At 67.1% G+C, this 24,779-nt stretch carries 22 protein-coding genes and 1 tRNA gene; 14 read left to right on the top strand and 9 right to left on the bottom strand.

Annotated elements, in window-relative coordinates; genetic code table 11:
* Positions 1–5 precede the first annotated feature (5 nt).
* Positions 6–755: a potassium channel family protein gene (locus tag LV75_RS28150; protein WP_253890240.1), complete on the top strand. Its 750-nt coding sequence runs from the start codon at positions 6–8 to the stop codon at positions 753–755.
* Here the strand turns inward: LV75_RS28150 and LV75_RS28145 are convergent.
* Entirely contained in the window at positions 721–1,758 is a 1,038-nt protein-coding gene (locus tag LV75_RS28145) for a threonine aldolase family protein (protein ID WP_253890238.1), read from the bottom strand. The two genes, LV75_RS28150 and LV75_RS28145, sit on opposite strands and share 35 nt — an antisense overlap.
* Before the next feature lie 134 nt (positions 1,759–1,892).
* Between LV75_RS28145 and LV75_RS28140 the strand changes: the two genes are divergently transcribed.
* The 9 genes from LV75_RS28140 (at position 1,893) to LV75_RS28100 (ending at position 8,585) form a co-directional block, all read left to right on the top strand.
* On the top strand, positions 1,893–2,411 hold the full coding sequence (locus tag LV75_RS28140; protein ID WP_253890236.1) for a SigE family RNA polymerase sigma factor: 519 nt from the start codon (positions 1,893–1,895) through the stop codon (positions 2,409–2,411).
* 17 nt (positions 2,412–2,428) lie between these two features.
* Positions 2,429–3,181, top strand: coding sequence for a hypothetical protein (locus LV75_RS28135; RefSeq protein ID WP_253890235.1), 753 nt, complete (start codon positions 2,429–2,431; stop codon positions 3,179–3,181).
* A 26-nt stretch (positions 3,182–3,207) separates the two neighbouring features.
* Positions 3,208–3,789: a TetR/AcrR family transcriptional regulator gene (locus tag LV75_RS28130; RefSeq protein ID WP_253890234.1), complete on the top strand. Its 582-nt coding sequence runs from the start codon at positions 3,208–3,210 to the stop codon at positions 3,787–3,789.
* Between the two features lie 11 nt (positions 3,790–3,800).
* On the top strand, positions 3,801–5,243 hold the full coding sequence (gene purB / locus LV75_RS28125; protein ID WP_253890233.1) for an adenylosuccinate lyase: 1,443 nt from the start codon (positions 3,801–3,803) through the stop codon (positions 5,241–5,243).
* Between the two features lie 161 nt (positions 5,244–5,404).
* Entirely contained in the window at positions 5,405–6,211 is an 807-nt protein-coding gene (locus LV75_RS28120; protein WP_253890232.1) for an ABC transporter substrate-binding protein, read from the top strand.
* The gene (locus tag LV75_RS28115) at positions 6,211–6,954 is read left to right on the top strand and encodes an amino acid ABC transporter permease (protein ID WP_253890230.1); all 744 of its coding nucleotides are present in this window, start codon (positions 6,211–6,213) and stop codon (positions 6,952–6,954) included. Before LV75_RS28120 ends, LV75_RS28115 begins: the two co-directional genes overlap by 1 nt.
* A complete protein-coding gene (locus tag LV75_RS28110) occupies positions 6,926–7,654 on the top strand; it encodes an amino acid ABC transporter ATP-binding protein (RefSeq protein WP_301319925.1) in 729 nt (242 codons plus the stop codon). Before LV75_RS28115 ends, LV75_RS28110 begins: the two co-directional genes overlap by 29 nt.
* Positions 7,655–7,672: 18 nt before the next feature.
* The gene (locus tag LV75_RS35675; RefSeq protein WP_253890228.1) at positions 7,673–8,485 is read left to right on the top strand and encodes an MOSC domain-containing protein; all 813 of its coding nucleotides are present in this window, start codon (positions 7,673–7,675) and stop codon (positions 8,483–8,485) included.
* 16 nt (positions 8,486–8,501) lie between these two features.
* Positions 8,502–8,585 (top strand) — tRNA-Leu (locus LV75_RS28100).
* On the opposite strand, the gene LV75_RS28095 is transcribed toward LV75_RS28100, so the two are convergent.
* Entirely contained in the window at positions 8,567–9,676 is a 1,110-nt protein-coding gene (locus LV75_RS28095) for a recombinase family protein (RefSeq protein ID WP_253890226.1), read from the bottom strand. The genes LV75_RS28100 and LV75_RS28095 overlap by 19 nt on opposite strands.
* A gap of 136 nt (positions 9,677–9,812) precedes the next feature.
* Between LV75_RS28095 and LV75_RS28090 the strand changes: the two genes are divergently transcribed.
* Both LV75_RS28090 and LV75_RS28085 read left to right on the top strand, forming a co-directional pair.
* On the top strand, positions 9,813–10,559 hold the full coding sequence (locus LV75_RS28090) for a helix-turn-helix domain-containing protein (RefSeq protein WP_253890225.1): 747 nt from the start codon (positions 9,813–9,815) through the stop codon (positions 10,557–10,559).
* Positions 10,556–10,801, top strand: a complete 246-nt coding sequence (locus LV75_RS28085) for a hypothetical protein (RefSeq protein ID WP_253890223.1) — start codon at positions 10,556–10,558, stop codon at positions 10,799–10,801. The genes LV75_RS28090 and LV75_RS28085 overlap by 4 nt, the downstream gene beginning before the upstream one ends.
* A 114-nt stretch (positions 10,802–10,915) precedes the next feature.
* Here LV75_RS28085 and LV75_RS28080 read toward each other — a convergent pair whose 3' ends face one another.
* From LV75_RS28080 to LV75_RS28070, 3 genes are all read right to left on the bottom strand, one after another.
* Positions 10,916–11,809: a hypothetical protein gene (locus LV75_RS28080; protein WP_253890221.1), complete on the bottom strand. Its 894-nt coding sequence runs from the start codon at positions 11,807–11,809 to the stop codon at positions 10,916–10,918.
* Entirely contained in the window at positions 11,806–13,155 is a 1,350-nt protein-coding gene (locus LV75_RS35670) for an AAA family ATPase (protein WP_253890219.1), read from the bottom strand. The genes LV75_RS28080 and LV75_RS35670 overlap by 4 nt, the downstream gene beginning before the upstream one ends.
* A gap of 652 nt (positions 13,156–13,807) precedes the next feature.
* The gene (locus LV75_RS28070) at positions 13,808–14,596 is read right to left on the bottom strand and encodes an SMODS-associated NUDIX domain-containing protein (protein WP_253890217.1); all 789 of its coding nucleotides are present in this window, start codon (positions 14,594–14,596) and stop codon (positions 13,808–13,810) included.
* A 613-nt stretch (positions 14,597–15,209) separates the two neighbouring features.
* Here LV75_RS28070 and LV75_RS28065 point away from each other — a divergent pair.
* On the top strand, positions 15,210–15,587 hold the full coding sequence (locus LV75_RS28065) for a helix-turn-helix domain-containing protein (protein WP_253890215.1): 378 nt from the start codon (positions 15,210–15,212) through the stop codon (positions 15,585–15,587).
* A gap of 180 nt (positions 15,588–15,767) precedes the next feature.
* Entirely contained in the window at positions 15,768–16,238 is a 471-nt protein-coding gene (locus LV75_RS28060) for a DUF4365 domain-containing protein (protein WP_253890213.1), read from the top strand.
* Between the two features lie 11 nt (positions 16,239–16,249).
* Here LV75_RS28060 and LV75_RS28055 read toward each other — a convergent pair whose 3' ends face one another.
* Genes LV75_RS28055 through LV75_RS28040 form a run of 4 tightly spaced genes read right to left on the bottom strand, consistent with a single transcriptional unit; the run spans position 16,250 to position 24,497 of the window.
* The gene (locus LV75_RS28055; protein WP_253890211.1) at positions 16,250–17,548 is read right to left on the bottom strand and encodes a TIGR02679 domain-containing protein; all 1,299 of its coding nucleotides are present in this window, start codon (positions 17,546–17,548) and stop codon (positions 16,250–16,252) included.
* A 6-nt stretch (positions 17,549–17,554) separates the two neighbouring features.
* Entirely contained in the window at positions 17,555–21,733 is a 4,179-nt protein-coding gene (locus tag LV75_RS28050; protein ID WP_253890209.1) for a TIGR02680 family protein, read from the bottom strand.
* Positions 21,730–22,980: a TIGR02678 family protein gene (locus tag LV75_RS28045; RefSeq protein ID WP_253890207.1), complete on the bottom strand. Its 1,251-nt coding sequence runs from the start codon at positions 22,978–22,980 to the stop codon at positions 21,730–21,732. The genes LV75_RS28050 and LV75_RS28045 overlap by 4 nt, the downstream gene beginning before the upstream one ends.
* Positions 22,977–24,497, bottom strand: coding sequence for a TIGR02677 family protein (locus LV75_RS28040; RefSeq protein WP_253890205.1), 1,521 nt, complete (start codon positions 24,495–24,497; stop codon positions 22,977–22,979). The genes LV75_RS28045 and LV75_RS28040 overlap by 4 nt, the downstream gene beginning before the upstream one ends.
* Positions 24,498–24,779 lie beyond the last annotated feature (282 nt).

The raw sequence follows: 24,779 nt of genomic DNA, 5'->3' as shown, positions 1-24,779 counted from the left end.
TCGGGGTGTCTGAGAACCCCGACGAGGGGCGGTTGGCTGGGTGGGAGGCGCGTACCGAGTGGCCGTTGACCGGCCTCGCGGTCGCCTTCCTGGTGGCCTATGCCTGGCAGGTGCTGGGTACCGCCGACTCGCCCGCGGTGCGGTGGTGGCTGGAGGTGTGGCTCTGGGTGGTCTGGGGCGTGTTCGCCGTGGACTACCTGATCCGGCTCGGGCTGGCCAGGCGGAAGTGGCGGTTCGTCTGGCGGCACCTGTTCGACCTGGTGGTCGTGGCCCTGCCGATGGTGCGGCAGTTGCGGGCGTTGCGGCTGGTCACGGTGTTCAAGGTGATCAACCGCCGGGTGGGCGCGAGTCTGCGCGGGCAGGTCGGGATCTACGTCGGCGGCACCACGTTGATGGTCGCGTTCGGTGCCGCGCTCGCCGTGTTGGATGCGGAGCGTAGTGATCCAAACGCGACCATCACCCCCTTCGGGGACGCCTTGTGGTGGACGCTCACCACCATCTCCACCGTCGGCTACGGCGACCGGTACCCCGTGACGACCGAGGGCCGCCTGGTCGCCGGGGCGCTCATGGTCGGCGGGATCGCCCTGCTCGGTGTGGTGACCGGTGTGATCGCGTCCTGGTTCGTGGAGAAGATCGCGGGCGCCGAGGCGTCCATCGAGGCGAGCACCAAGGCCGAGGTCCAGGCGCTGCGCGAGGAGATCGCCCAGCTCAGGGCCGACCTCAGGCCGCGGGCGCAGGACTCCGAGCCGCGCTGATCCGGCGCAGGGCCTCGGTGATGTCGGCCTCCGGCGCGTCCCGGTGGGTCACGAACCGCACGCCGCCGGGCACCGCCGTCGCGAGCACGCCGACCCGGTCCAGCCCGTCCAGCGCCGCCGCCGTGTCCGGCACCGCGGCGATGACGATGTTCGTCTCCGGCTTGCCGACCTCCCAGCCCAGCTCCGCTAGGCCTTCGGCCAACCGGGCCGCGTTCGCGTGGTCGAGGGCCAAGTCGTCGATGCGCTCTAGGGCTACCAGCCCCGCCGCCGCCAAGATGCCGCCCTGGCGGACCCCACCCCCGAGCATCTTGCGGACCCGCCGCGCCTCGGTCACGAACGACCGCGAGCCCGCCACCAGCGACCCCACCGGCGCGCCCAAGCCTTTACTAAGACACACCTGCACCGTGTCCACCCCGACCGTCAACGCCGCAGGCGGCACGCCTAGCGCTACCGACGCATTCCACAACCGCGCCCCGTCGAGGTGCACAAGCAGCCCGGCCTCGCGAGCCGCCGACACCAGGCGTGCGTGTTCGTCAGGCGGGGTTACCGAGCCGCCAGCGAAGTTGTGTGTGTTCTCCAGGCAGAGCAATCGGGTCGTCAACGCGTAGTACGGCGAAGACTGCGATGCGTAAGCGCGCACGTCCTCCGGGTTGATCCGCCCCGGCCCCGCGGTCCACTCGAGCGGTTGCGGCATGCCCCCGGCCAACCACGCCGAACTGCCCAGCTCCGCCTCCAGCACGTGCGCCGCGCGCGGTGCCAGGAACCGGTCGCCGCGGCGCAGGTGGACCACCATCGCGATGACGTTGCCCATGGTCCCGCTGGGCACCCACAGCGCCGCCGCCATCCCCAGCCGAGCGGCGGTCTCCTCTTCCAGTCTGCGCATGGTGGGGTCGTGGTCGAGCACGTCGTCACCGACCTGCGCGGAGGACATGGCCACCCGCATGGTCTCGTCCGGCTGGGTCACGGTGTCCGAGCGGAGGTCGATTCGGCGCGTGTAAGTCACGATCCGATCACACCACAGCGTCGTCCGTTCGGCTGATAGCGGGGGTGGCGTATGTCTCTGCGGTATCGCGTGCAACCGTTAACCGGGGCACGTCCGTCCCCTACCCGAAGACAAGACGAGCGGAGAGCGTCCGCGTGGACCAGCGCGAGGAGCAGGAGTTCGCGGAGTACTTCACAGCACGGCGCGACGCCGTGCGAAGAACCGCGTACTTGCTCTGCGGTGACTGGCACCGGGCGGACGACCTCACCCAGACGGCGTTCGTCGCGTTGCACCGCAGGTGGCACAAGATCCGGGACCGCGGGGCCCTGGACGCCTACGTCCGCCGGTCGGTGCTCCGCGCGATGATCGACGAGACCAGGCGGCCGTGGCGGCGGGAGCGCCACGTCGACGCGGTCCCCGAGGTGGCCACCACCGACGCCGAGGTCGGCGAGTCGGTGGCGACCCGCTCAGCACTGGTGGACGGGCTGGCCAAGGTGCCACCGCGGCAGCGGGCCGTGCTCGTCCTGCGGTTCCTCGAAGGGCTCGACGTCGCCGGGACGGCCCAGGCGCTGAAGTGTTCGGAGGGGACCGTGAAGAGCCAGACCGCGCGGGGCCTCGCGACCCTGCGCGAGGTGCTCGGCGACGCCGTGGACGACCTGCGGTCGACTTCGTGACGGGGAGGTGGGTGTAGGTGGACGAGCGCAAGATCTCCGAGCTGTTCAACGCCGCTGTCGGCGACGTGCCGCCGCCGTCGTTCGAGCGCGGTGACGTCCTGACCCAGTCGGCGAGGTTGACCCGAAAGAGGAACAGCCTGATCGCCGGTTCGGCGCTAGGCTTCGCGGTGCTGGTGGGCGGTATCGCCACCGGTGTCGCCTTGTGGTCTGGACCAACGGGCGAATCCGGTAACGATTCGGCCGCGCTGGCGCCCGCGTCGGTCGCCGCCGGTAACACGAATCGGGTTCCGGGCGAGGTATCGGGTGACGGCCCGAAGCTGCTCGAATCGAGCTCTCCACTGTCGCCGCCCAAGCAGGGGGGCGCGACGGACGGAGAAGCCAGCACTCGTGCTGGCGGCACCCCTGGTGGGTGCGGTGCGGCGGACCGGGAGCTCGCTGCCGCCCTCGCGGGCGAGCTCCCGTCCGCCGTTTCTCGTGGCGAGATCACCTACTCCCCGCTCAGCTGCCCGCAGGGCGCGCGTTCGGCCGCCTTCGAGGTGACCGACGGACCGCGCCGCGGCCTCGTGTCGATCATGGTGACCCCCGGTGGTGTCGCGCAGATGTTGGCGCCGCCCTGGGCCGACCGCCCCGGTTCCGAGGGCGTCGTGGTCAAGGCCGCCTCCGGCGCGACGCTGGTGCTCAGCATCGAGGCCGTGCCCGGCTCGGCCGCCCCGCCGATCGTCGGGGACGACCTGCGCGGCGTCGGCGACAAGCTGGCCTCCAAGTACTGACCGCGACGCGGCGGCAGAATCCCCCCATGACCACCGCCAGCACCCCCAAGGGTGAGCGCCGCAGGCACGCGCTCGTCCAGGCCGCCGTGGAGTTGCTGATCGAGGGCGGCTTCGACGCGGTCCGCCACCGCGCCGTCGCCGAGCGGGCAGGCCTGCCGCTGGCGTCCACGACGTACTACTTCGAGTCGCTCGACGAGTTGATCGCCGCCGCCATCGAGCACCACGGCCGCACCGAACTGGCTAGGGGGCGCGCCGAGCTGGAGGCGCTGACCGAGCCGCCGCGCGGGGGCGACCACCTCGTCGAGCTGATGCTCAACCAGCTCCTCGGTCCGGTCGACAGCAACGACGCCGAGGCCGTGCTGCTGCGCTACGAACGCCTCGTCGCCACCGGTCGCAGGCCCTACCTGCGGCCGCTGATGCTGGACCTCGGCGGCGACCTGCGCGCGTTGCTGCTCGACACCTGCGTCCGCGCCGGGGCCGAGGTCGACGCCGCCCGGCTCGAGCAGTTGATCGCACTGGTCGACGGCGCGGTCGTCAACGCGCTCATCGAGGTCAACCCGGACCCGCGGGCGGCGGCGAGGCGGATGCTGCGCGAGGCCCTCGCGTAAGCTGGGCAGACGTGACCGAAGCGCAGCAGAAGCCCAGCATCCCCAACGTCCTCGCCGGACGCTACGCCTCCCCCGAGCTGGCCGCGCTGTGGTCGCCGGAGGCGAAAGTCCGCTTGGAGCGCGAGCTGTGGCTCGCCGTGCTGGCCGCGCAGGCCCAGCTGGGCGTCGAGGTGCCCGCCGGGGTCGTCGAGGACTACCGGCGCGTGCTCGACACCGTCGACCTCGGCAGCATCGCGGCCCGCGAGCGGGTCACCCGCCACGACGTGAAGGCGCGGATCGAGGAGTTCAACGCGCTGGCCGGGCACGAGCACGTGCACAAGGGCATGACCTCGCGCGACCTCACCGAGAACGTCGAGCAGCTGCAGGTCCGCCGGTCGCTGGAGCTGGTCCGGGTGCGGGTCGTCGCGGTGCTGGCCCGGCTGGCCCGGCTCGCCGCCGAGCACGGCGACCTGGTGGTCACCGGCCGCTCGCACAACGTCGCCGCCCAGGCGACCACGCTCGGCAAGCGCTTCGCCACCGCCGCGGACGAGCTGCTGGTCGCGTTCACCCGCCTCGACGAGCTCATCGCGCGGTACCCGTTGCGCGGCATCAAGGGCCCGGTCGGCACCGCGCAGGACATGCTCGACCTGCTCGGCGGTGATCAGGACAAGCTCGCGCGGCTGGAGCGCAGCGTCGCCGGGCACCTCGGCTTCGACGAGTACCTCACCAGCGTCGGGCAGGTCTACCCGCGCTCGCTGGACTTCGACGTGGTCACCGCCCTCGTGCAGGTCGCCGCGGGTCCGTCGAGCCTGGCCAAGACGATCCGGCTGATGGCGGGCCACGAGCTGGTGACCGAGGGGTTCAAGGCGGGCCAGGTCGGCTCGTCCGCCATGCCGCACAAGATGAACACGCGCTCCTGCGAGCGGGTCAACGGTCTCGCGGTCATCCTGCGCGGGTACGCGTCGATGACCGGCGAGCTCGCGGGCGACCAGTGGAACGAGGGCGACGTGTCCTGCTCGGTGGTGCGCCGGGTCGCGCTGCCGGACGCCTTCTTCGCCATCGACGGTCTACTTGAGACGTTCCTCACCGTGCTCGACGAGTTCGGCGCCTACCCCGCGGTGATCGCCCGCGAGCTGGACCGGTACCTGCCGTTCCTGGCCACCACCAAGGTGCTCATGGCCTCGGTGCAGGCCGGGGTCGGCCGCGAGACCGCGCACGAGGCGATCAAGGAGCACGCGGTCGCGGTCGCGCTCGCCATGCGCGAGCGCGGCGCCGCGGACAACGACCTGCTCGACCGGCTCGCCGCCGACGCGCGGATCCCGCTGGACCGGGCCGCCCTCGACGCGCTGCTGGCCGACCGGCTGCCGTTCACCGGGGTGGCTGGCGCGCAGGTCGCCGAGGTCGCCAAGCGGGTCGAGGCCGTGCTGGGCCGCTTCCCCGCGGCGGCGGGGTACCTGCCCGGCGCCATCCTGTAGCGGGCATCACCTGATAGCGGTCCCGGTATGTGAGAGATTCGCCCACTTTTGGCGGACCACCGGGACACCTGAATACCGTCGGTGACGAACGCGGGCGGGGATCGGACCTCCCCGCCCGCGTGATCCTGTTGTGCGACAAGCACATGAACGACGGAAGACGGATGAGAACCTCATTGCTGCGCGTAGTCGCGCTCGCCGTTGCCGGTATCGCCGCCACGACCGCGCTGACCGCGTGCGGCTCGTCCTCGGACGCCGCCGCCGGTGGCTCCGGTGGCCCCCAGACGCTGCGGGTCGGCACCCTCGGTGACGCCCCGCCCAACGTCTACCAGGAGAACGGCATCTACACCGGCTTCGACAACGAGCTGTTCAAGGCCGTCGCCGACAAGGCCGGGTACAAGGTCGAGTTCGTCGGCACCGACTTCTCCGCGCTGCTCGGCCAGGTCGCCAACAAGACCTACGACGCGGGTTCGTCGGCCATCGCGCAGACCGAGGAGCGGCGCAAGACCGTCGACTTCACCGATCCGTACAACTACGAATACATCTCCATCCTGAGCAAGGACAAGGGCATCACCGACGCCAAGCTGCTCGACGGCAAGCGCGTCGCGGTGATCCAGGCCACCGTCGGCGACAAGTACTTGGGCGCCAACGTCCCCGGCGCGCAGATCGTCCGCTTCCCCAGCTACGACACGGCGATCGCGGGTCTGCGCAACGGCAACGCCGACGCCTGGGTGGTCGACCTGACCATCGCGGAGAAGTACGCCAAGGAAGACCCGTCGCTCGCGGTCACCGCGACCATCGAGGCCAACGACCTGCCGCACGGGTTCGCCGTGCGCAAGGGCAACGACGAACTGCGCGGCAAGCTCAACGACGGCCTGCGCGCGGTCATCGCCGACGGCACCTGGCAGAAGCTGCACGACAAGTTCATCCCGAGCGTGCCGGTGCCGGACAAGTTCAAGCCGAAGTCCTGATGTCCGACCTGCTCGACACGTTCCTCAACTGGGACTACATCGCCGAGGTCCTGCCCGACCTGCTCACGACCGGTCTGGTCAACACGCTGGTCCTGGCGGGGTTCTCGGCGGTGCTCGGGACCGTCCTGGGGCTGGGGTTGGCGCTGCTCGGCCTGTCGCACCGGCGGTGGCTGCGCTGGCCAGCCCGGGTGTACACCGACATCTTCCGCGGCCTGCCCGCGATCGTGACGATCCTGCTGGTCGGGCAGGGTCTCGCGGTCGTGGCCAGGCCGCTGTTCGGCACGAACCCGTACCCGCTGGGCATCCTGGCGCTGAGCCTGATCGCGTCGGCCTACATCGGCGAGATCTTCCGCGCGGGCATCCAGAGTGTCGACAAGGGACAGTCGGAGGCGGCACGGGCGCTGGGCATGACGCACACCGCCACGATGGCGCGCGTCGTTGTGCCGCAGGGGATCCGGCGGGTGCTGCCCGCGCTGGTGAACCAGTTCATCTCGCTGGTCAAGGACTCCAGCCTGGTGTACTTCCTGGGGCTGCTCGCCTCGCAGCGGGAGCTGTTCCGCATCGGGCAGGACCTCGCGGCCAACACGGGCAACCTGTCCCCGCTGGTCGCGGCCGGTCTGGTGTACCTGGCGATCACGGTGCCGCTGACGCACCTGGTGAACTTCGTCGACCGCCGCCTGCGTGACGGTCGGCCGGTACGGGGAGGTGACACCCTTGACGAGCTCGAGCCTGCGCGTGGCTGACCTGCACGTGTCGTTCGGCACCCTGGAGGTGCTGCGCGGGGTGGACCTGCTGGTGCCGAGGGGATCCACGACCTGCGTGATCGGGCCGTCCGGCTCGGGCAAGTCGACCATGCTGCGCGCGATCAACCAGCTGGAGCGCCCCGCGCGCGGCGACGTCCTGCTCGACGACGTGAGCGTGATCGGCGCGAACCCGGACCAGCTGCGCCGTCGGATCGGCATGGTGTTCCAGCACTTCAACCTGTTCGCGCACCGCAGCGTGCTCGACAACCTGGTGCTACCGCTGCGCTCGGTCCTGCGTCTGTCCAAAGAGGAAGCACGCGAGCGGGCGCTGCGGTACCTGGGCGACGTGGGGCTCGCGGAGAAGGCGCCGTACCGGCCGTCGGCGCTGTCCGGCGGGCAGCGGCAACGGGTCGCGATCGCCCGGGCGCTGGCGATGGAGCCCGAGGTGATGCTGTTCGACGAGGCCACCAGCGCGCTGGACCCCGAGTTGGTCAAGGGGGTGCTGGGGCTGATGACGGAGCTGTCGGCCAGCGGGATGACCATGGTCGTGGTGACGCACGAGATGGGGTTCGCCCGGTCGGTCGCCGACCAGGTCGCGTTCATGGACCACGGCCGGGTCGTGGAGGTCGGCGGGCCCGCCGAGGTGTTCGGCGCGCCGACGAGTCCCAGGCTGCGGAGGTTTCTGGACCAGGTGCTCTGATTCGGTAGCGTTGACGGCGTGGCGACTGTGTCTGAGCTGGTGTACTACCCGGTCAAGGGACTGCGCGGGGTGCCGGTGACCTCGGCCGAGGTCACCGAGACCGGCCTGCGCGACGACCGGGCGTTCATGCTGGTCGACGCCGCGGACGGCACGTTCGTCAGCCAGCGCAAGCTCCCCGCCATGGCCGCGGTCGGCGCCGAACTGGTCGACGGCGGCCTGCGGCTGTCCGCGCAGGGGACCGACCTGCTGGTCGAGATCGCGCCGGAGGGCCCGCTGCGCGAGGTCAGCCTGTTCAACAAGTGGTACGGCCCAGCCGTCGACCAGGGCGACCAGGCCGCCAAGTGGTGCAGCGAGGTCCTCAACCGCGACGTCCGCCTGGTCCGCACCCCCACCACCCACGACCGCGACGGCTGGGGCCTGCACCCCGGCAAGGTCGGCTTCGGCGACGCCCACGCCGTCCTCCTGACCTCGGACGCGTCCCTCGCGGACCTCAACACCCGCATCGAGGCCGCGGGCGCCACCCCGGTCCCCATGGACCGCTTCCGCCCCAACATCGTCGTCACCGGCTGGCCGGACCCGCACACCGAGGACCGCGTCACCCGCCTGCGCATCGGCTCGGTCGACCTGGGCTTCTCCACCAGAGCCATCCGCTGCGCCGTCCCCACCGTCGACCAGGTGACAGGCGAGAAGAAGGGCCCCGAACCCACCCGCACCCTGGCCACCTACCGCCGAGACCCAGACCGCCCCGGCGTCAGCTTCGGCGCCAAGTTCGCCGTGCTCACCCCCGGCACCCTTGCCCTCCGCGACGAGGTCCAAGTGGTGGAGGGGTAGACTGTCCACACACCAAGTCCGGGTGGCGGAATGGCAGACGCGCTAGCTTGAGGTGCTAGTGCCCTTAACGGGCGTGGGGGTTCAAGTCCCCCCTCGGACACGCTTACTACCCCTACCTGCGGACCGGATGCTGACGTCGAGCATCCGGTCTTCCGCGTTGTAGAGCAGTTCCAGGTCAAGGGCGGTGTACAGCTCTTGCAGCTTGGCGGGGCTGGCGTCGTTGACTTGGCGGCCGATAGTGTCGAGGTAGTCGATCATGGCGTGCACCTCGGTGGCGCTGGTTGTCCGCGCGCTGGGTAGGGCGTCGAGTTCGGTGCGGGCAGCGTCTCGTTCCGCCTCTGCGCGGTTGAGTGCGTCGACCAGGGCGGTTGGGTTGGCGCCTGCCTCGATCGCTGCTTGGAGCCTGCGTAGGCGCGTCTCGGCGTCTTTGATGCGCTGCCGCAGGGGTTCGGTGCGAGTGTTGGTCGTGGCGTCGGGTTGGGCGCCGGCCAAGGCAGCCACAGTCGCGTCTCGGTTCTTGGGGGTGAGTAGCCCGCCGATCCAGTCGTTGAGGTGCGGAAGAACCGCGTTCTCGGGGAGATAGATGTTCTTGGGATGGGTGGCGAGGATCGGTGAGCCTGGGACTATCGAACGCGCGGCGCAGCGGTAGTAGATGCGGTTCTCCCGTGGAGTTCCTTCCATGCGGCGCTGGCAGTGGCCACAACGGACTCGGCCACGCAGCGCATAAACCCGCTTGGTCGCCTTCGGTCCACGTTCCAGCTTCGCGCGTGACTCCAGCCCGCCGGCGCCCTTGGATCGGCGAAGTAGCTGAACCTCGGTGAAGGTCTCGACCGACACGATTGCCGGTTGGGCCTGCGTGCGGGACCGCACGATCCGGTCCACCGATGCGCGGCGGAACTTGGTGACGTGTCCAGCCGCGACGTCGTCCGGGTCGGCTAGGACTTCCTGCTTCACCCATCGGCCGAACACGGCGTAGCCGGTGTAGCGGGGGTTCTCCAGGATCGCTCGGACGGCGCTGGCCTGCCAGCCGTCGGCGAGCCGGTGCCGGTTCTGTTCCGGCCGGGCCGCGGACGGACAAGGAACGCCGTCGCGACCTGGCCCAGTCCTCCCTGGCCAAACTCGACGCAGGCCAGACCGTCGCTCTATCCAACGCCGCTCAAGGCTGACCTGAGCCCATGCGGGACAGCTCACGGCACCCTGTCCCACGCGAGAAACCGCAGGTCAGCCATCCAGTCGGGCTGTCCCGCCGCCGCAGTCGACCTGTCCCACCCAGGACAACCCCCAGCCACCTCGTACCCGGCGCAACTCCCTACCCAAGGGCCGACCCATGTCACCACGCGGACGCTCCCCAGCCAACTCCCTCATCGTCCGCCACGGCCCGATCTACAACCACTTCGCCCACCGCTGGTGCCTCAAAGCCCAACTCCCCGACGGCACCCCCGCCACCACGATCTTCGACCTAGCCCCCGACCTCCGAACCGCCCTCATCCACCCCGCAGCCATCCCCACCTACAGCATCGCCCTCACCACCCGCGACACCCACCGCATCGCCGACCTCTGCCGCAAGCCCGGCCAGACCGCCACCTTCACCAACCCCGGAGTCACCCTCACCGCCGCCCACGCCCCAGATGGCATCACCATGACCAGCACCGCCCGCCACCAACAACTCACCCTCACCTACCGCCACTCCACCGCCGCAGCCCTAGCCACCCTCAGCCGAACTCCGCGACATGCTCCCCACACACCACAAGGCGGCCTCCTGATGCCCGACAACTGGCAAGCAGTCGGGCATGCCATCACCCAACGCCGAGAAGACCTCCTCCTCAAACAGTGCGACCTAGCCAACCGCTCCGGCGTCTCCCAAGCCATCATCCGAGAACTCGAATACAACACCGTCGAACGACGTCGTAGCCACCGAACCCTCGAAGCCCTCTCCACCGCCCTCGAATGGCCCGCCGGTCACCTCACCGCCATCCGCGCAACCTCCCCCACCTCCACATCACCCACCCCGCCACCCCAGCCCTCTGCCGATCCCAACGCCCCATTCCGCCCCACTGGAACCCAGCAGGCATGACCCGCACCCTCATCGGCGAAGCCATCACCAACCTCGCCAACGCCCTAGACACCCACCTCACCACTTACTCACTCCCCACCCCCACCCGCGTCGAACTCTCCGTCCAAGCCAAACCCAGCGACCACATCACCCTCACCATCGAATCCGACAACTTCAGCGTCACCGCAGCCACGATGCTCCACTGGGCCAACAGGCCCTCAACCACGAGCAGACGACCCTCTGGCTACACAGGCAAGCCGTAGGCGTCTTGCTGTGATCCAGGGCCACGAGGTCGCCCGACCTCTTGGCTGATGCCACCACACCTCGCCCCAGCCCCCCGCTTTGAACTTCATAAGAGCTACCTTGACCAGGGGCGATCACTCCAGGTTATTGGACAACGTGCCTTCTTGAAGTGCCGCACACTTGAAGATGGATGAACCCCTGACCATAGCCCAGCTGGACAGGTCATTCACAGCCTTCAGCATCTGAAAATCTTTGCAGCCCAAAGAGGCGCGTATGGTACCGGCGATTAGGGTGTGCGCCAAGGCTCCTTTTCCCTGATGTCGCACAATGTCGGAGATGGCCGAGATTAAGTCGTGGCTGTTTGTTCTCTTGAAGATGGAGTATCGCTCCTTATCAGATAGCACTTCGTGTAGCAACGTCGCCACTCTACTCTTAGCGTGTTTCCCGCCTGATCGCCTCTCTGCTAGACCTGCAACAAAATCAACCAAGACACCCTTATTGTAACTGTTCAAAGCTCCCGTGAAGTCCAGCTTTCGTGCAGATATGCTGAGTTGTCCAGAAATTGCTAGGTAGCGAAGCGCAGTTACTGGCTCTATGAGTGTCAGTGCAATCTCGTAGATCGACCTCCGATGGGCACTTTCAATGCTTCTTGCGACTCCCGGTTTTGCGTGACTGACCACCGCGCGAGTGGCCAGATAAGGATTCTTCTCCAATACATCTGCAAGCATGTCGTAGTTCTCAGACGAAGCCAAAGCGCCAATCGGTACAGAGTCGACGTAATCTTCGAACGAGTCCGTATCCAAATCAATGACAAAAGCGGCCCAGTCGATTCCATCTTGCATACATCGAGCAGCCGCCGACAGCACCGCCGTCTTACTGCCAGCGGCAATAATATATACCTCAGTGTCGATCAAATGGATATCTAGTAGTTGCAAGTCCTCTTGCCCTTCAACTACGATGGCAGACCTATCGTCTACCTGCCTCTCTAGGATGAGGGTGTTAACTACCTCGGGCCCCGTAAGGTTCATTCCTCGCTGAACCCTTCTTGCTGAAGGTCGACGTCAGAATCGAACCCCAGGGCCGTAGCCCTATGGCGCCAATTGCCAATAATCTGAGGCGAATGAGTGGCGACCAACATTCGAGAACCGGATATCTGCGCCACTTTCATGATGTCATCGAGAAAGCGTCGTTGCCATCCGATATGGAGGGAGATCTCTGGTTCGTCTATCATGACAAGAGCACCCGGCGGGGTGCGAAATAGTAGATCGTAGAACATAATCAACTCGTGCTGCTCACCTGAGGACAGGTCCTCCGGTCGAATTTGGCCTTTAGAGTTCTCAACGTCAATCCGTAGACCTTCGTCGGCGTTTACACTAATCTTCTTCCTCTTGAATCGTTGGTTGATAATCTCCTCTAGCAAGTCCACTTTCCCCAGAATGTCATCGAATGTCCTGAGTTTGGATTCAGTGTCGTCCAGATACGTGCGTAGTACGCGACGTTGCCAATCTTCTAGCTTCTGATCCTGAAGGGGAAGTTCGGGCTCAGACCCGATGAGCGACAACTCCGCCAGTCGCTCGCGCTTCTGATTCTGGGTGGCGTACCTGAACCTAATGCTTGCTTCGTTTTCGTCAGGGATGTTTTCAAGCAAGCGACGCGGAAATGTGCGGTCAAGGTTCTGTGTAGTACGCGAATTGTGCGCGAGGGCAGATTCGAGGCGATTCTGCAGGTCTTCTGCATACCGGGAAACCGCATCATCCTGAGGCGTTCTCCTGTTTCGCACACGAACCATGCGTCCACTACGGCTTTGGAATACAGCCTGAGGAGCCGTGTAGTTCCGAAGTCTTTGCGTTTCAATAAGGTACGAATGTACGGAACCCTGAAATAGCTTGAAACTCTCCGGTGCGTCCTCGGTAGGAAGCTCAGTATCGTACCTCGCTCTCAACTCATCACTTTCAACTATCTCTCCGTCGCTATCATCAATCCATCGATTCCCGCCCAAATAGCGCCATTCGGAACCTCCAACCGTAAAGTGTCCACTTTTAGGGAATGGGGCTTCCAAGTCAGGGGTCCAGTCAATGGGGAACAATGTTCCGGGATGGTGGAGTCTAAAACTCAAGCCCTCTCGACGAGGGAGCTTCTTCGTCGCCACCTTCTCCACTGAGATCTTAGACTGATCGTCGTACTCGATTTCAGCATAGCCAAATGGAAGCGACATCAAGTCCCGCAGGTCAAGCTGACCCAAAGCGCGAACAACCTGAAAGAGCTTGGTCTTACCCACACCATTGGGTCCGTATATAATGTGAAACTCGTCGTCACGGGGAAAATTGACGCTGTGATTAAGCTCGCCGTATAGACCCAGAAGGTTGAACTTCACCGGTACTGGCACCTAGGTTATTCCTTTCTGTTAACTTGCACCAACTCGTGACATCGTACTACCGCACGCAAACTCAGGAAGGCCCTAAGCGGTCCCAGATATGGAGTTACGGTCCTGCATAATTCCGAAGGAACTCTAGAGAACGATTTGCCATGCTCATTTCCTTTGTCCCTAAAGATGCTATTGATAGGCCGGATTCCCTACGGTAGCTACAGCCTTAGAGACGGTGGCTGACATGCCTCGGACCGCTTGAAGGTTCAAGACCCAGGATCGAAAGTAGGGGTTATACGGCTATCGCCCCTCGGACACGCACTATTCACACGGACCGGATGCTCACGTTGAGCGTCCGGTCTTCTGTGTTGTGGGGGGATCCAGGTCAAGGGTGGTGTACAGCTCCTGTGGCTTGGAGGGTTGGCGTCCTTGGTCTGGCGGGCTGTGGCGTCGATCTCGGTGGGGGCGACCTTGTGGCTGGTTGGGAGGTCGGTCAACTCTGTGCGGGTGGGGGCGCGTTTGGCTTCTGCTTGGGGGAGCGTGTCGACCAGGGCTGTCGGGGGGAGTCCACTGATCCAGTCGGTGAGGTGTGGGGGTACGGCGCTTTCGGGGAGATGGGTCTTCGGGTGGGTGGCCAGATCGGACGCGCGGTGGTTGGTTTCTACAGTGTCCAGTTGGCGGTTTCAGAGATCTGAAACTTCTGATGCTGGCCGGGTGTGGCGCCTCGTCGTCTGATTTCGGGTGGGGTTGACCACCGGAAGTCTGGGGAGTTGGTGGTCTTGGTTTCGCGTAGCGCGGTCAGTTGTGCGTCTGTTGGTTCGAGCTCGTATATGTCAGCCACCAGCAACTCGAGTGACTGGGCGTGATCGCTGTAGCGGAGGGGGCGCACTTCTTGACGTACGAAGTTGTGGTGGATGTAGGGGAATTCGCTGCTCGGTAGGATCTTTGTCGCAAGAAGTTCCTCGTAGAACTCGCGCCACGGCGATGTTTCTCGGTCCTTCCCGCTTTCGAACCATCGAACGAAAGCGTACAAGTGGCGGCCGGGCACGCGCAGGCGGATATCTCTTGTGCTCGCCTTGTCGATTGGGATTAGGTCGTCACTTTGTACGCCCCACTCTCGAAACCGGCCGCTCGCGGAGGCGTTTGCCTTGTACACCCCGCCTACCGGCTGGAACTGGTCGATTCGACGGCCGTGAACCAGGAGGAGTTTGCCCTCGTCCTCGATGCGGAAGAGGTACGAGAACGATACGCGAATCGTTGCGTTTCTGTAACGGATAGACGCGTAGAGGAGGCGCAGGTTTGTCAGGTTGTTCCACACTGTGTCCACGAAGGGAACGGCGAACCCGGTGGCGATCCCGCCTATCAGGCCAACCAGGATCGCATCTTTGACGAAGAAGACCGCGATGAGTGCGGCCAGTATGAGAACCAGGTAGAAAACCAGTCTCTGCATGGAAACTCCTCCGCAGATCATCCGCACACGCCAGTCGACTTCGCTGCACGAAGATCATAGTCGCCGACCGGCGACGGGAAGTTGGCACTGGCGCTCGTCTGCGTGGCCGATGGTGACCAAGCGCTGGCCGCTGACATGCTGCCCGCGCGGTCAGCACCGGGCGTGCAGCATGCCCAGTCGGGAGATGAACACTGGCCTGACGCCTCGGTCACGCACTAGTCATACGGTCCGGCTGCTGACGTTGGGCACACGGGGCGGCCGCTTGCCAGTGGAGGGCTGGGGTGGGGTGGTCGCGTCCGGTGTCGATGATCGAGTAGTCGGGTCTGACCCGCTCAAGGTGGATCGCGGTCACCTGCTCGCCCATAGGCCTTCCGCGAGCGATGCGTTAAGAGAGATAAACCGAGGTTCTTATCCTAAGAGGGGTTTTGTGCTCCGTAGCGCCGCCCAACATAGTTGGCCCTATGTGTTGGAGGAGAACCCAAAGCCTCCTAAGATGTTCGCTTAAGAGGGGTGGAGTCCAGTTCGGCAATTTCGGCGCGGATATTGTCTGAAGAGCAAAATGAGCCGATTTTAGGACTAATATCTCCGTGACGGGCGAGGCGCGGAGGAGTAGGTGGCGGAGGACTGGGCGGCGGTCGCGAAGGTCATCACGACGCGGCTGGCGGAGCTTGGGTGGCGGCAGCGGGAGTTGGCGGAGCGGTCGCAGGTGTCGCAGGCGATCATCCGCGAGCTGCAGTACCACTCGGTGGTGCGCCGCCGGAGTGCGCGCACGCTTGAAGCGCTGTCGGTCGCGCTGGACCTGCACCCCGACCACCTGAGTGCGGTGTTGCACGGGCGGGCGCCGCTGCGGTTGGGCGAGGTCGTTGACCCCGATGACCCCTTCCGGTCGCGGCTCGACGTAGTCGAGATGCGGCTCAACGAGATCCTGACCCGGTTGGACGAGATGCACCGGCACCTGTTCGACCTGGCCCGGCGGCGCAACAAGCACTGAGCCGCCCCCGGGTCAACCCCGGTGACGCGCCTGCAACCACCTAGCTGAATTCCGCGCGCCCTGATTCGCTGGCAACCACCTCGACCGCTTCCGACCCCGGTCAGAACTGGATGCCACCGTGGAACTCGCCGCCGAAGAGCCCGAACGCCGCTGTTATCAGCTCTCCCGCTGGACCCGCGCATGAGCCGGGTTGACCCCAGAAGGCTCCTGGAGGACCGGGCGGTCAACCGAGTCACCTCGTTGTTCCAGGAGAGCGGCCACATCGTCCAGAAGATCGATGGCCACAACGACTTCGGTGAAGACCTGTACGTCAGCTTCAACGAGGCGTGCCGCCCCACCGGGTACACCATCGCGGTGCAGGTGAAGGGCGGAGTGTCCTATAGGAGTGCGCGCGGGTACCGGGTGAAGGTCAGGCAGCACAGCGAGTCGTGGCGCACGGCCAATGCCCCGGTCGTCTGCGTGGTTTACGACCCGGGCACCGACCTCCTCTACTGGGCGAACGCGTCCGCGCAGCTCAGGAGCGGGCATCGGCTCAGGTCGATCGAGGTCCGACGGGCGGATGTGCTGGACAGGGGCTCGGTGGACGCCTTCGTCCGGTACATGCGCCGGTACATCGGAGGGCGTGCGGTAGAGCCAGCGGGTCAGCCATGATTCGTCAATCGCTACTCGTTGGCGAGGTCGGGAAGTAGGCGTTCCAGAACGGCTTCTTCGTGGATCGCGACGTTGTGCGTTCGCATAGCTGTTGCCAGGCCAGGACTCCACGGTGTCTCGGGTACTTCCCCAGTGAACGTGATGGCCGGGGCGACTGCCTGGACGGCTTCGAGGTAGTCCGATTCGTTGAACCGCCACGGTTGCACGCCCCGGGCGTAGAGGCGACTTGCGATGCGCAGTCCCGGTGGGTCGAAGTCTCCGTGGTAGGCAACGCCGGTCTCTTCCAGAAGTTTGTCGATGGCGAGGCGCGCAACCGTTGCCGGGTTCCCGGAGGTGCACAGCAGGGTGCCGAGAGCGCCTGCGCGGGCCGCGGCTTGGACGATCTGCGGGTTCTCGCACACGTGGACCCGGTCACCCGAGCTGACCCAGTTGACATCGCGTGCAACGGCCCATTCCTGCAGGGTTATGTGCGTTACCAGCCCCAAGTCCGCGCGTGCGCGCATCATCACGGCCCACGGCGAGTCGCCGGGCGGCCGGAGCGCCCACGCCAGCAGCGTGCCGGACACCGTATCCGGCGACACGCCGACAGAACTCCACAGCTCACGCCGTCGCGCCGCCGTGGACGGGACCGATTCGCCGCTTGCCTCCGCGATCGCCCGCAGCACTAAGGCGCTGGTCAGCTGCCCGTCATCAAGTGCGTGTGCGTCCGCGCAGCACCTGCTGGCCAGCTCGGCGAGCTCGAAGGCCGGATCAGCGGGAACCGCCCGCCGCACAGCACCGGGAAGCGGCGCACCCAGCGGGACGACCTGCGACAGAGCGCGCAGCACGGCCATCGCCTGCCGGATCACCACCGGTGCCAACTCACCTGCGCGGGTGAGCAAACCCGCGCGCCGAACACCCTCCTGCCACTGCGCAACCCATGGAGCCGCTGCGAGTCCGGATTCGATCAGCGAGGATTCCCAGTTCTCCCATAGCCCTTGGCGTGAAGCCATTCGCGCCGCGTTGGCGGCTTTGGTGTCGGCGATGGCGCCCCCGGTGAGTTCGGCGACCACCGGGACAAGCCCACGCGCGGCCGCGGAATTGCGCAGCGCCTTGTCGAGGTCCGCGAGGTTCAGGCGGACGGTTCCCGCCGACAGGGTCCGACGCAGCAGGCCGGACAGGCGCTCGGCCGCCTGGTAGGTCAGCTCAACCTGGAGCACACCCGTCGCCGAGAGCCCGTTTCGCTCAAGTCGCCTGCGCAGCGCCGACCACACCGGGGCCAACTCCACTGCCAACAAGTAGGCACGCATGTCCTCCGGGATGCCCGACACCGGCGATCACCCCGTCGACTTCAGGTAATGCCGGGTGTGTCCGTCCCAATGCACACGGGTCGCGATGGCCGCCGTGCCCTCCGAGCGGCGGATCTCGTAGACATCGACGCTGGGCACTTGGCCGTAGGTGCCCCACAGCGCGTGTCCGGTCATGCAGAAGTCCAGGTCCAACCGCACCAGCAGCCCCATCAACTCGCCGATGGTCCGCTCGTCGACCTTGGCGAAGGCGTCGTCGAGCAGGATGAGCCGCAACGCCAAGTCGGTGTCGGGCAGTCCAGACAGGTACGCATCGGCGGCGGCGAATAGCGCGACGTAAGACACGAACCGGGTTTCGCCCTGGGACAGCTTCGCCTTCCTGCTGATCTTGCGCTCCTGGCCGGGTGCCGGGCCCAGGATGGTCACCTCCACGCGGTGCCACTGCCGGTAATCCGCCGCGGTGCTCAGGTGGGCGCGGTAGCCGCCATCGGCATCTCGGGCGAACTGCTCATCCACCCGCTCTTTGAGCAGCACGATCAGCTCCGCGGTCTCCTCCGGCGAGCGCACGGCGGAGCTGGCCTGCACCAGCTCGCGGATGCGGGCGATACGGCTGTCGGCGTCCTCGGTCAGCACCCAGCGCAACCGCACCCCGATGCCGTGGCTGGTGCGGATGTCGGCCAGGCTGGTGTTCATCGCCTTCACCAGTTGGTCGGCCTGGATGAGCCGTCGGCGCAGCTCCTCACCGACGCCGCCGACCACGAAGTCGGTGAAGACCTGGTGCTCGCGGTCGGTGAGGGCGCTCCCCGCCCGGTCAGCCCGTTCCCGCAGGTTCTCCGCCGCGACCACGACGGGTTGCCTGCCTGTCGCGTCGGTCAGCTCGACCTGCCAGATCCCCGCCACCAAGTCGTAGTTCAGGTCAAAGGTGTTGGTGAGTTCGCTGGCGGCCGTTTGCAGAGCCCGCACCAAGGCGCTCTCGTCGACCTTGGCACCGCTGCGGTCCACCGCTTCTTGGACCTGCCGGGCGAAAGCGATCGCTTCGGTTGCCGTCGCCGATTCGGACGCGGTTGGGGGAATGCGCTTGGCCGCGGCCTGAAATACGCCCGGGACCGCGACCTTGCGCTCAAGCTGGTTGAGCGCGTCCCGCATGGTCGCGGCACCGCGGGACAGGTCCTGCGCGGCCTGTTCGGTGAGTCCTGCCGCCGCTGTTGTCTGGTCACTCAGTCGTCGTTCTTCGAGGTTCAACGCGTTGACCTCGATGCGGACCTTGCCGAGTTCCCTCTTGGCGTCCTGCAAGCGTCGTTGCACGTCGGCGATGTCAGCGCCCACGGCTTCCTGCACCGCGGTGTACCCGGCGTGTTCGCGGTGCCACTCACCCCACGCCTCGTCCGCAATCCGCTCGGCCGCACCCCGCTTGCCCGCCGCGTCGTCGACCTCCCTTGCCAGGCCGTCGTGTGTCCCTATGGCTGCCTGCAATCGGTTGACCTGCCGGACCAGGTCGCGGCATGACCGAATGGCCTCACGGGCCGCCTCGCCGATCTCGGTCAAGCCTTGGCGATCTTGCGGGAGGCCGATCCGAACGCACTGCTCAGCATGGGCGCGCTGGTCGCTGGTCAGCTCAGTGCGCAGCGTGGTCGCCGCTTGCCGCAACCGGCCCGCGGCCCTGCTCGAATCGGCCGCCTCCCGGTCTGCGTTGCCCGCCCGCAACCTGGCCTGGAGCAGGTCGTTCGAGGAGGGAGACGTGCGCACAAGCTGGTTGAGTTCGTTCTCCCGGCGCCCCCACTGCTCCAGTTCGAGTCCGCGGCCGGCATCCCTCGCGTCGAGAGCGGCTAGTAGTTCGACGATCTGAGCGAGCCGTTCCGCCCTGGCCGCGGCCCGGGCAGCCGCCCCGATGTGCCTCGCCCGGTCGACCTGGTGCCTACCGCTCAGCGGACCAGCTCCCCAGCGACCGTCGCCGTCCACCCAGGTTCCCGCTCCGCGCCCGAGGCCGATCCGGGACAGCACCCCGGTGACCAGCGGTTCTGGCAGGGTGCTCGCCTCGTCCCAGCGCAGTGCGGCGCGAATCGATCCCTCGACCGCCGGGGCGGAATCGGTGAGCAGGACCTGGCCCGTCTCGGCGCGCACCGAACCGTCCGGGGTGATCCAGGCGGACAGCAGTCCTGCGGCCATCAACGCCGCTTCGAGGCCTGCCCGTTGCTGCTCCGGCACCGCGTCCGCGAAGTCGACAACCCGCCACAAGGGCAAGGCCCCGGCGGGACCGCCGCCGATCCAGGGTGCCGCGGGCGGTTCTGGGTCGCGCGCGGCGAGCAGGTCGCGGCGCTCGGCGACCACTTGAGCCCGGGTCCGGTCGTCTTCCTGTTGCCGGTGCCGCAGTTCGGCCCGACCAGCGGCGATGGCCTCCCGAGCCGGACTCGCCGCCTCCACGGCTGCGGCGTCCAGCAGCTTGAGGTCGTCGTTGTGCTCATGTGCTCCGGCCAGGGAGTCCGCATCCAACAGCAGCGGACCCACCGGGGTTCGCGACCAGTCGACCTCACCAAGGGCGCTGGTGGAGTGGTCATCAACTGTCCACTTGCGCCACAACGCGGCCAACTCGCGCGCCTGGTCGTCCCGCGATTCCGCTGCTTCCTGTGCGAGTTCCGCCGCGGCTTCCGCTTTGTCAGCGGCGTCCTGTGCCTTGTCTTCGGCGACGCGCGTCGCCCTTTCCTTCTGCTCCAGCTTCTCCGCTGTCGCCAGCCTGCTCCGCGCCTGGGATTCGCGTCGCTCAGCCGCATCGCCCAAGTCGCGGGTGGTTGTGACGACGTCGTCGAGGGAACTGGGTGAAACCTGCAGGATGCTGTGCGCAGGACGCTTCACGAGCTCCGGTGAACTATCGAGATCGAGACGTACCTCTTCCGCTCGAGAGGCCCCGGGTGCAGTCATTGCCGTCACCGCAGTGGGAAGCGCACCCGTCGGCAGGTGCGCCGCCGCCAGGGCATCACGGGCCTGTTCAAGGACGGGCTTGACCGAGTTCCCCTCGTGCACCGCGGTTTCGGCCTGGTTGTCAGCTCGGCGGACGGCTGCGGCTTCTTCGTTGCGACGGTCCTGGGCCGCACCCAACGCCAGGCCGGATGCCCGCCTGAGCGTGTCCACCGTGTTGGCCAAGTTGTGCAGGTCGATGCTGGTCCGGTAGAGGTCGGAGCTTTCGATGCCCCTGATCGTCTCCGCCAGGACCTCCTGCTCCTCCCGTTTCACGGTGATGGTGGAGACAGCAAGGGCATGCTCGCCAGCTAGACGTGCGTGCCATTCCTTTGCCGCAAGGCTCTTCTGTTCCAGATCGACCGTCTGGGCCGCTGCTTTGGCGGCGTGCTCGGCGGAATCGCTGAGGGTCCGCGCGGTGTACCGCCGGTAGATGTCGAGCAGCCCGTTGACCTGCTCCACCGCTTCGAGCAGGCGCCGCTGCTCATCGCGGGAGTCCTTCAACGAGTCGAGCCGTTCGCCCGCCTCGCGCAGAGTCACTTCCGACAGCGGTGGCAAGGCGTCGGAAAGGATCTTCGGCAGGTTGCCCTCATCGATGCGGTTGCCCATGTCCGGCGCGCGCAACGTGTGCAAGAGCTGGAGGAGACCGGCGTACCGCTCGCGCGCGGTCTGGCCGGTGAGACCGAAGACGAGAGCGCCGACGCGTTCGCGGTGCACCTCGGCCCGGTCGGTGATCAAGTCCGGACCGAGCAGCTCGCCGAGCTTCTCCCGCGAGAGCGGCTGCCTGCGGTCGTCCATCAGCCGCAGTTCCTCGCCCACCCGCAGCGGGGTGGTGAAGTACCAGGGCTTCGCCTCGCCGGTGCTCGCGGAGAACCGGATGAGGGCGCCGATGGTCCGGAATTGCCGCTCGGTCCCGTCGTCGGTCTCGACCTCGCGGGTGACCTCGAGCCAGAGGTAGCCCAACCGGTTGGTTTGCCCCTCAGCCCCGTTGCGCATCAGGTCTTCCAGCCGGACCTTGCCGGACCCGGTCGCGTCCATCTTGCGGCGGTCGGCGTCGAGCAGGAAGGGCAGCAGCATCTCCAATGCCCTGCTCTTACCAGAACCGTTGGTGCCACGCAGGATCATCCGGCCGCCGGAGAACACGAACTCGGCGTCGTAGTAGAACCAGACGTTCAGGATGCCCGCTCGGGTGATCCGCCAGCGCTGGCTATGGCGCTTTTGCGTGCCCAAGGCGAGCTCGCCGCTGTCGCCGATCATGACTCCCCCTCGTGATCGGACTGGCCGGTCGAGAACAGTGCGGGTGGTGCGTCGTCGAGCCTGCGTTGAGCCCGGGTCTTCGCGGGCGCGCGGTGTGGTTCTGGCCGGTACCTCGCGGCGGCGGGGTGCAGCACGAAACCGCCCGGCACGACGACCGCCAGGGACACCGCCTGCAAGAGGTCGAGGACGTCCGTGCGCAGGCGGTCCTGATCCGCCACCGCGCCCTTGGCGAACGCGCTGCCGTACTGCTCCACGACCAGGTCGAGAGCTGACTGCGCGGTGTCCCAGGAGACGAAAGCGCCCGGCACGACACGCTCATCGATCGTCGCCGTTGTCGTCGCGGTGGGGCGTAGTTCGTCCGTCAGTGCGTTCACCAGCAGCAGCGCGGCATGGGCGGTGGTGCCCGTCCCGGGGAACCGCACATCGCTGAGGTCGTCGTCGACGTCGTAGGCCAGGGCACCTTCGGCCCGGACCTCCAACACCAGACCGAAGGACTCCTCCAGCACCCTGGTGAGCTCCCTGCGCTCGCGGGACAGGACGTCGCGTTCGGCCTCGGGCAGGTCCTCGCGGCGGACCAGGGGGTTCTCGACGAGCTTGCGCCGCAGATCGCGCCGCGGTCGCTCGGCGGCCAGCGGTTCGACGGGCGTGCCGCTGATCAGCCGGCCGGGGTCGTCGACATCGCGCAGGCTGCGCGTCAACAGGTGCGGGAGCAGTCCGCGGTGGACGTCCAGCAGGGCTTCCTCGTCCTGCCGGTGTTCCCACCCGGCGACTGAACCGTCTACTTCGGACAAGACGCCCCAGGTGACGAGCAGGCTGATCGCGCGCACCAGGTGCCGCTGCTCGGCCGTCGTGTCGTCGATGGCGATCGCCGCGGTGACCGCATCGGCCCTGACCTGTTCCACCAGTTCGCTCATCAGCACCTGCTCCCCGGTGTTCGGCGACAGCAGGCTCGCGCACACCAGCGCGAGGTACGCGTAGGTCCGGGGTGCGAACTCCGTTCCGTTGGTCGCGAGTGCAGGCCGTACGACGGTGTCCTGGCTGAGCGGGGTCTTCAGCAGCCGTGCGAAACCGGACTCGATGACGAGCTGGTAGTTGAGCGTCCGCTTGAACATCGTCTTGAGCTCGGCCGCGTGGCCGCGTATGAGCGCCAAGTCCTCCGGCCGCTCAGCCGCCGTGATGATGGGGTGCATGAGCAGCACCTGCGCTGCCCGCCTGCGGCTCGCCGCCCGGTGTTCGTCGGTGGTCACCCGGCTCCCGCCGATCGTGCGCCCCCGGCACTGGACGGGCGGCGCGCGGTGAGCCGCAAGTCGTGCACGACCACCGACCCGTCTCTGGCGTGCAGCGTCGTGTTCGCGCCCAGCGCGGGTTCCGCCTCGATCAGCAGCTCCAGGTCGGTGTTGGTCTCCGTGGCGGGCTCCGCCATGTCCTGGTGCTTGGCCAGCAGCGAGCTGAGGAGTCCGAGCAGGAGCTCTCGCGCTGCCGGGCTCACCCGAGCCCCGTCGAGTTCCCCTGCCGCGACCAGCTCGGCGGCCGCCTGCTCGCGTTCCCGCGCCTCCTCGCGTGCCTGGGCGAGCAAACGCTCGGCGTCCAAGCCCGGGTCCGGGACGGAGGACGTCCGGCCCCGCGCGCTGCGATCACCCCGGTCCCGCAGGCTGATCGGCACGTCGACCGGGGTGGCGTCCCACCACGAGGTGCTCGCGCCGTCGCGCACCCCGAGCTCCTCCGGCCCGCCGGAGAGGTGCCGGACGGGGTAGGCACCGAACGTCGCCGCGTAGAGCCGATGGGCTGCCCCGGAGTCCGAGCCGTCGAACCAGGAGGCCAGTTTGAGCAGGTCAGCGCGCCTGCTGACGCCGGTGCCCGCTGCCGCGAGCATGCGCTTGGCGTTGGTCAGCAGCTGGCGCAGCGCCTGGTCCGCCGCCGCGCGCAGGGTTTCCGGACCGGACCGGCCGTTGGTGCCCGCGTACCAGTCGTGCAGCTGCTCCCAGTCCGCCCGGTGGCGCCCGGGCAACCGATCCGCGGGCGTCCCGTCCGGCATCGCGGGCACCGGCAGCTCGTCGAGGACCGCCAGCACGCGGTCCAGCACCGGCACCAGCCGAACGCACCGGGCGGCGATGGCCGGAGCGTGCCGGGAGACGTCGGCGGTGATCAGGTCGATGTACTCGAGCAGGAGCTCCTTGAACCGGTGGTACTCCTCGCCCGCGAGGTCGTAGCGGGACAGGATCCCGTTGAGGTAGGCGTAGAAGTCGCGGACGCTCTCGTTGAACAACTGCTGGTTGTTGAAGACCGTCGTCACGTCCGCGGCCAGCGCCTCGGCATCCGGCTCCGCCGCGCCGATCCGCGCCAACACCCGGTCGAGCAGGTGCACGGTGGCGCCGAGCAGTTCCCGCGCCACCTCCTGCGCCCCGTCCCCCGCCGCCAACACCGCCTCGGCATCGCGGTGTACCCGACCGCCGAGCTTCGAGGCCTGGTACCGCCCCCGTGATTTGAGGAACTCCCGAACCGTCGGCACCCGCGCGTCGCGCACCCCGCGCACCAGGTTGCCCCACGTTTCCAACTGCTCACACCGCAGCGTGGCCTCATCCACGGACAGGGTGACGCCCCGTTCACCCAACTGGTGAGAAACCTCGCCCGCGGACAGATCGGTGAGCAGCGGCCCGGTGAACAGGTCCATGATCGCCCGATACTCACCAGACTGCCCCGCGGTGAGGTAGGCGAACAGGCTGGTACGGGCGGCATGCGCCCCACCCTTGCCCTCGCTGGCCACTGCTCACCTCTCCCGTGAACACCTGGAGCCACCGCCCCGTGCCACGACAACACAGGGTCCCCACCCGGTGGCCCGGTTCGCCGTCAGATCACCCAATCGAGTGAATGACTGTACGGCGCAGTGACATCGGCGAGAGGTCCTGTGCCTTCGAGTGGATGAGCCCGGATCGGCCCGCGTGTCTCCCGTGGCAGTCGTTCGGGTGGCTTGATCGCCTTCAACTCTGGGACTGGCGAGGTGGGGCGGGATCGATGCGGTTGAGGTGCACAATCAGGGGTGACGGGC

The organism is Actinokineospora diospyrosa, from assembly GCF_024171925.1.
In the GTDB taxonomy this organism is placed as follows: Bacteria; Actinomycetota; Actinomycetes; order Mycobacteriales; family Pseudonocardiaceae; genus Actinokineospora; species Actinokineospora diospyrosa.
Note: the sequence above shows the minus strand (reverse complement) of the source record. Positions and strands in the feature narration are given on the sequence as shown.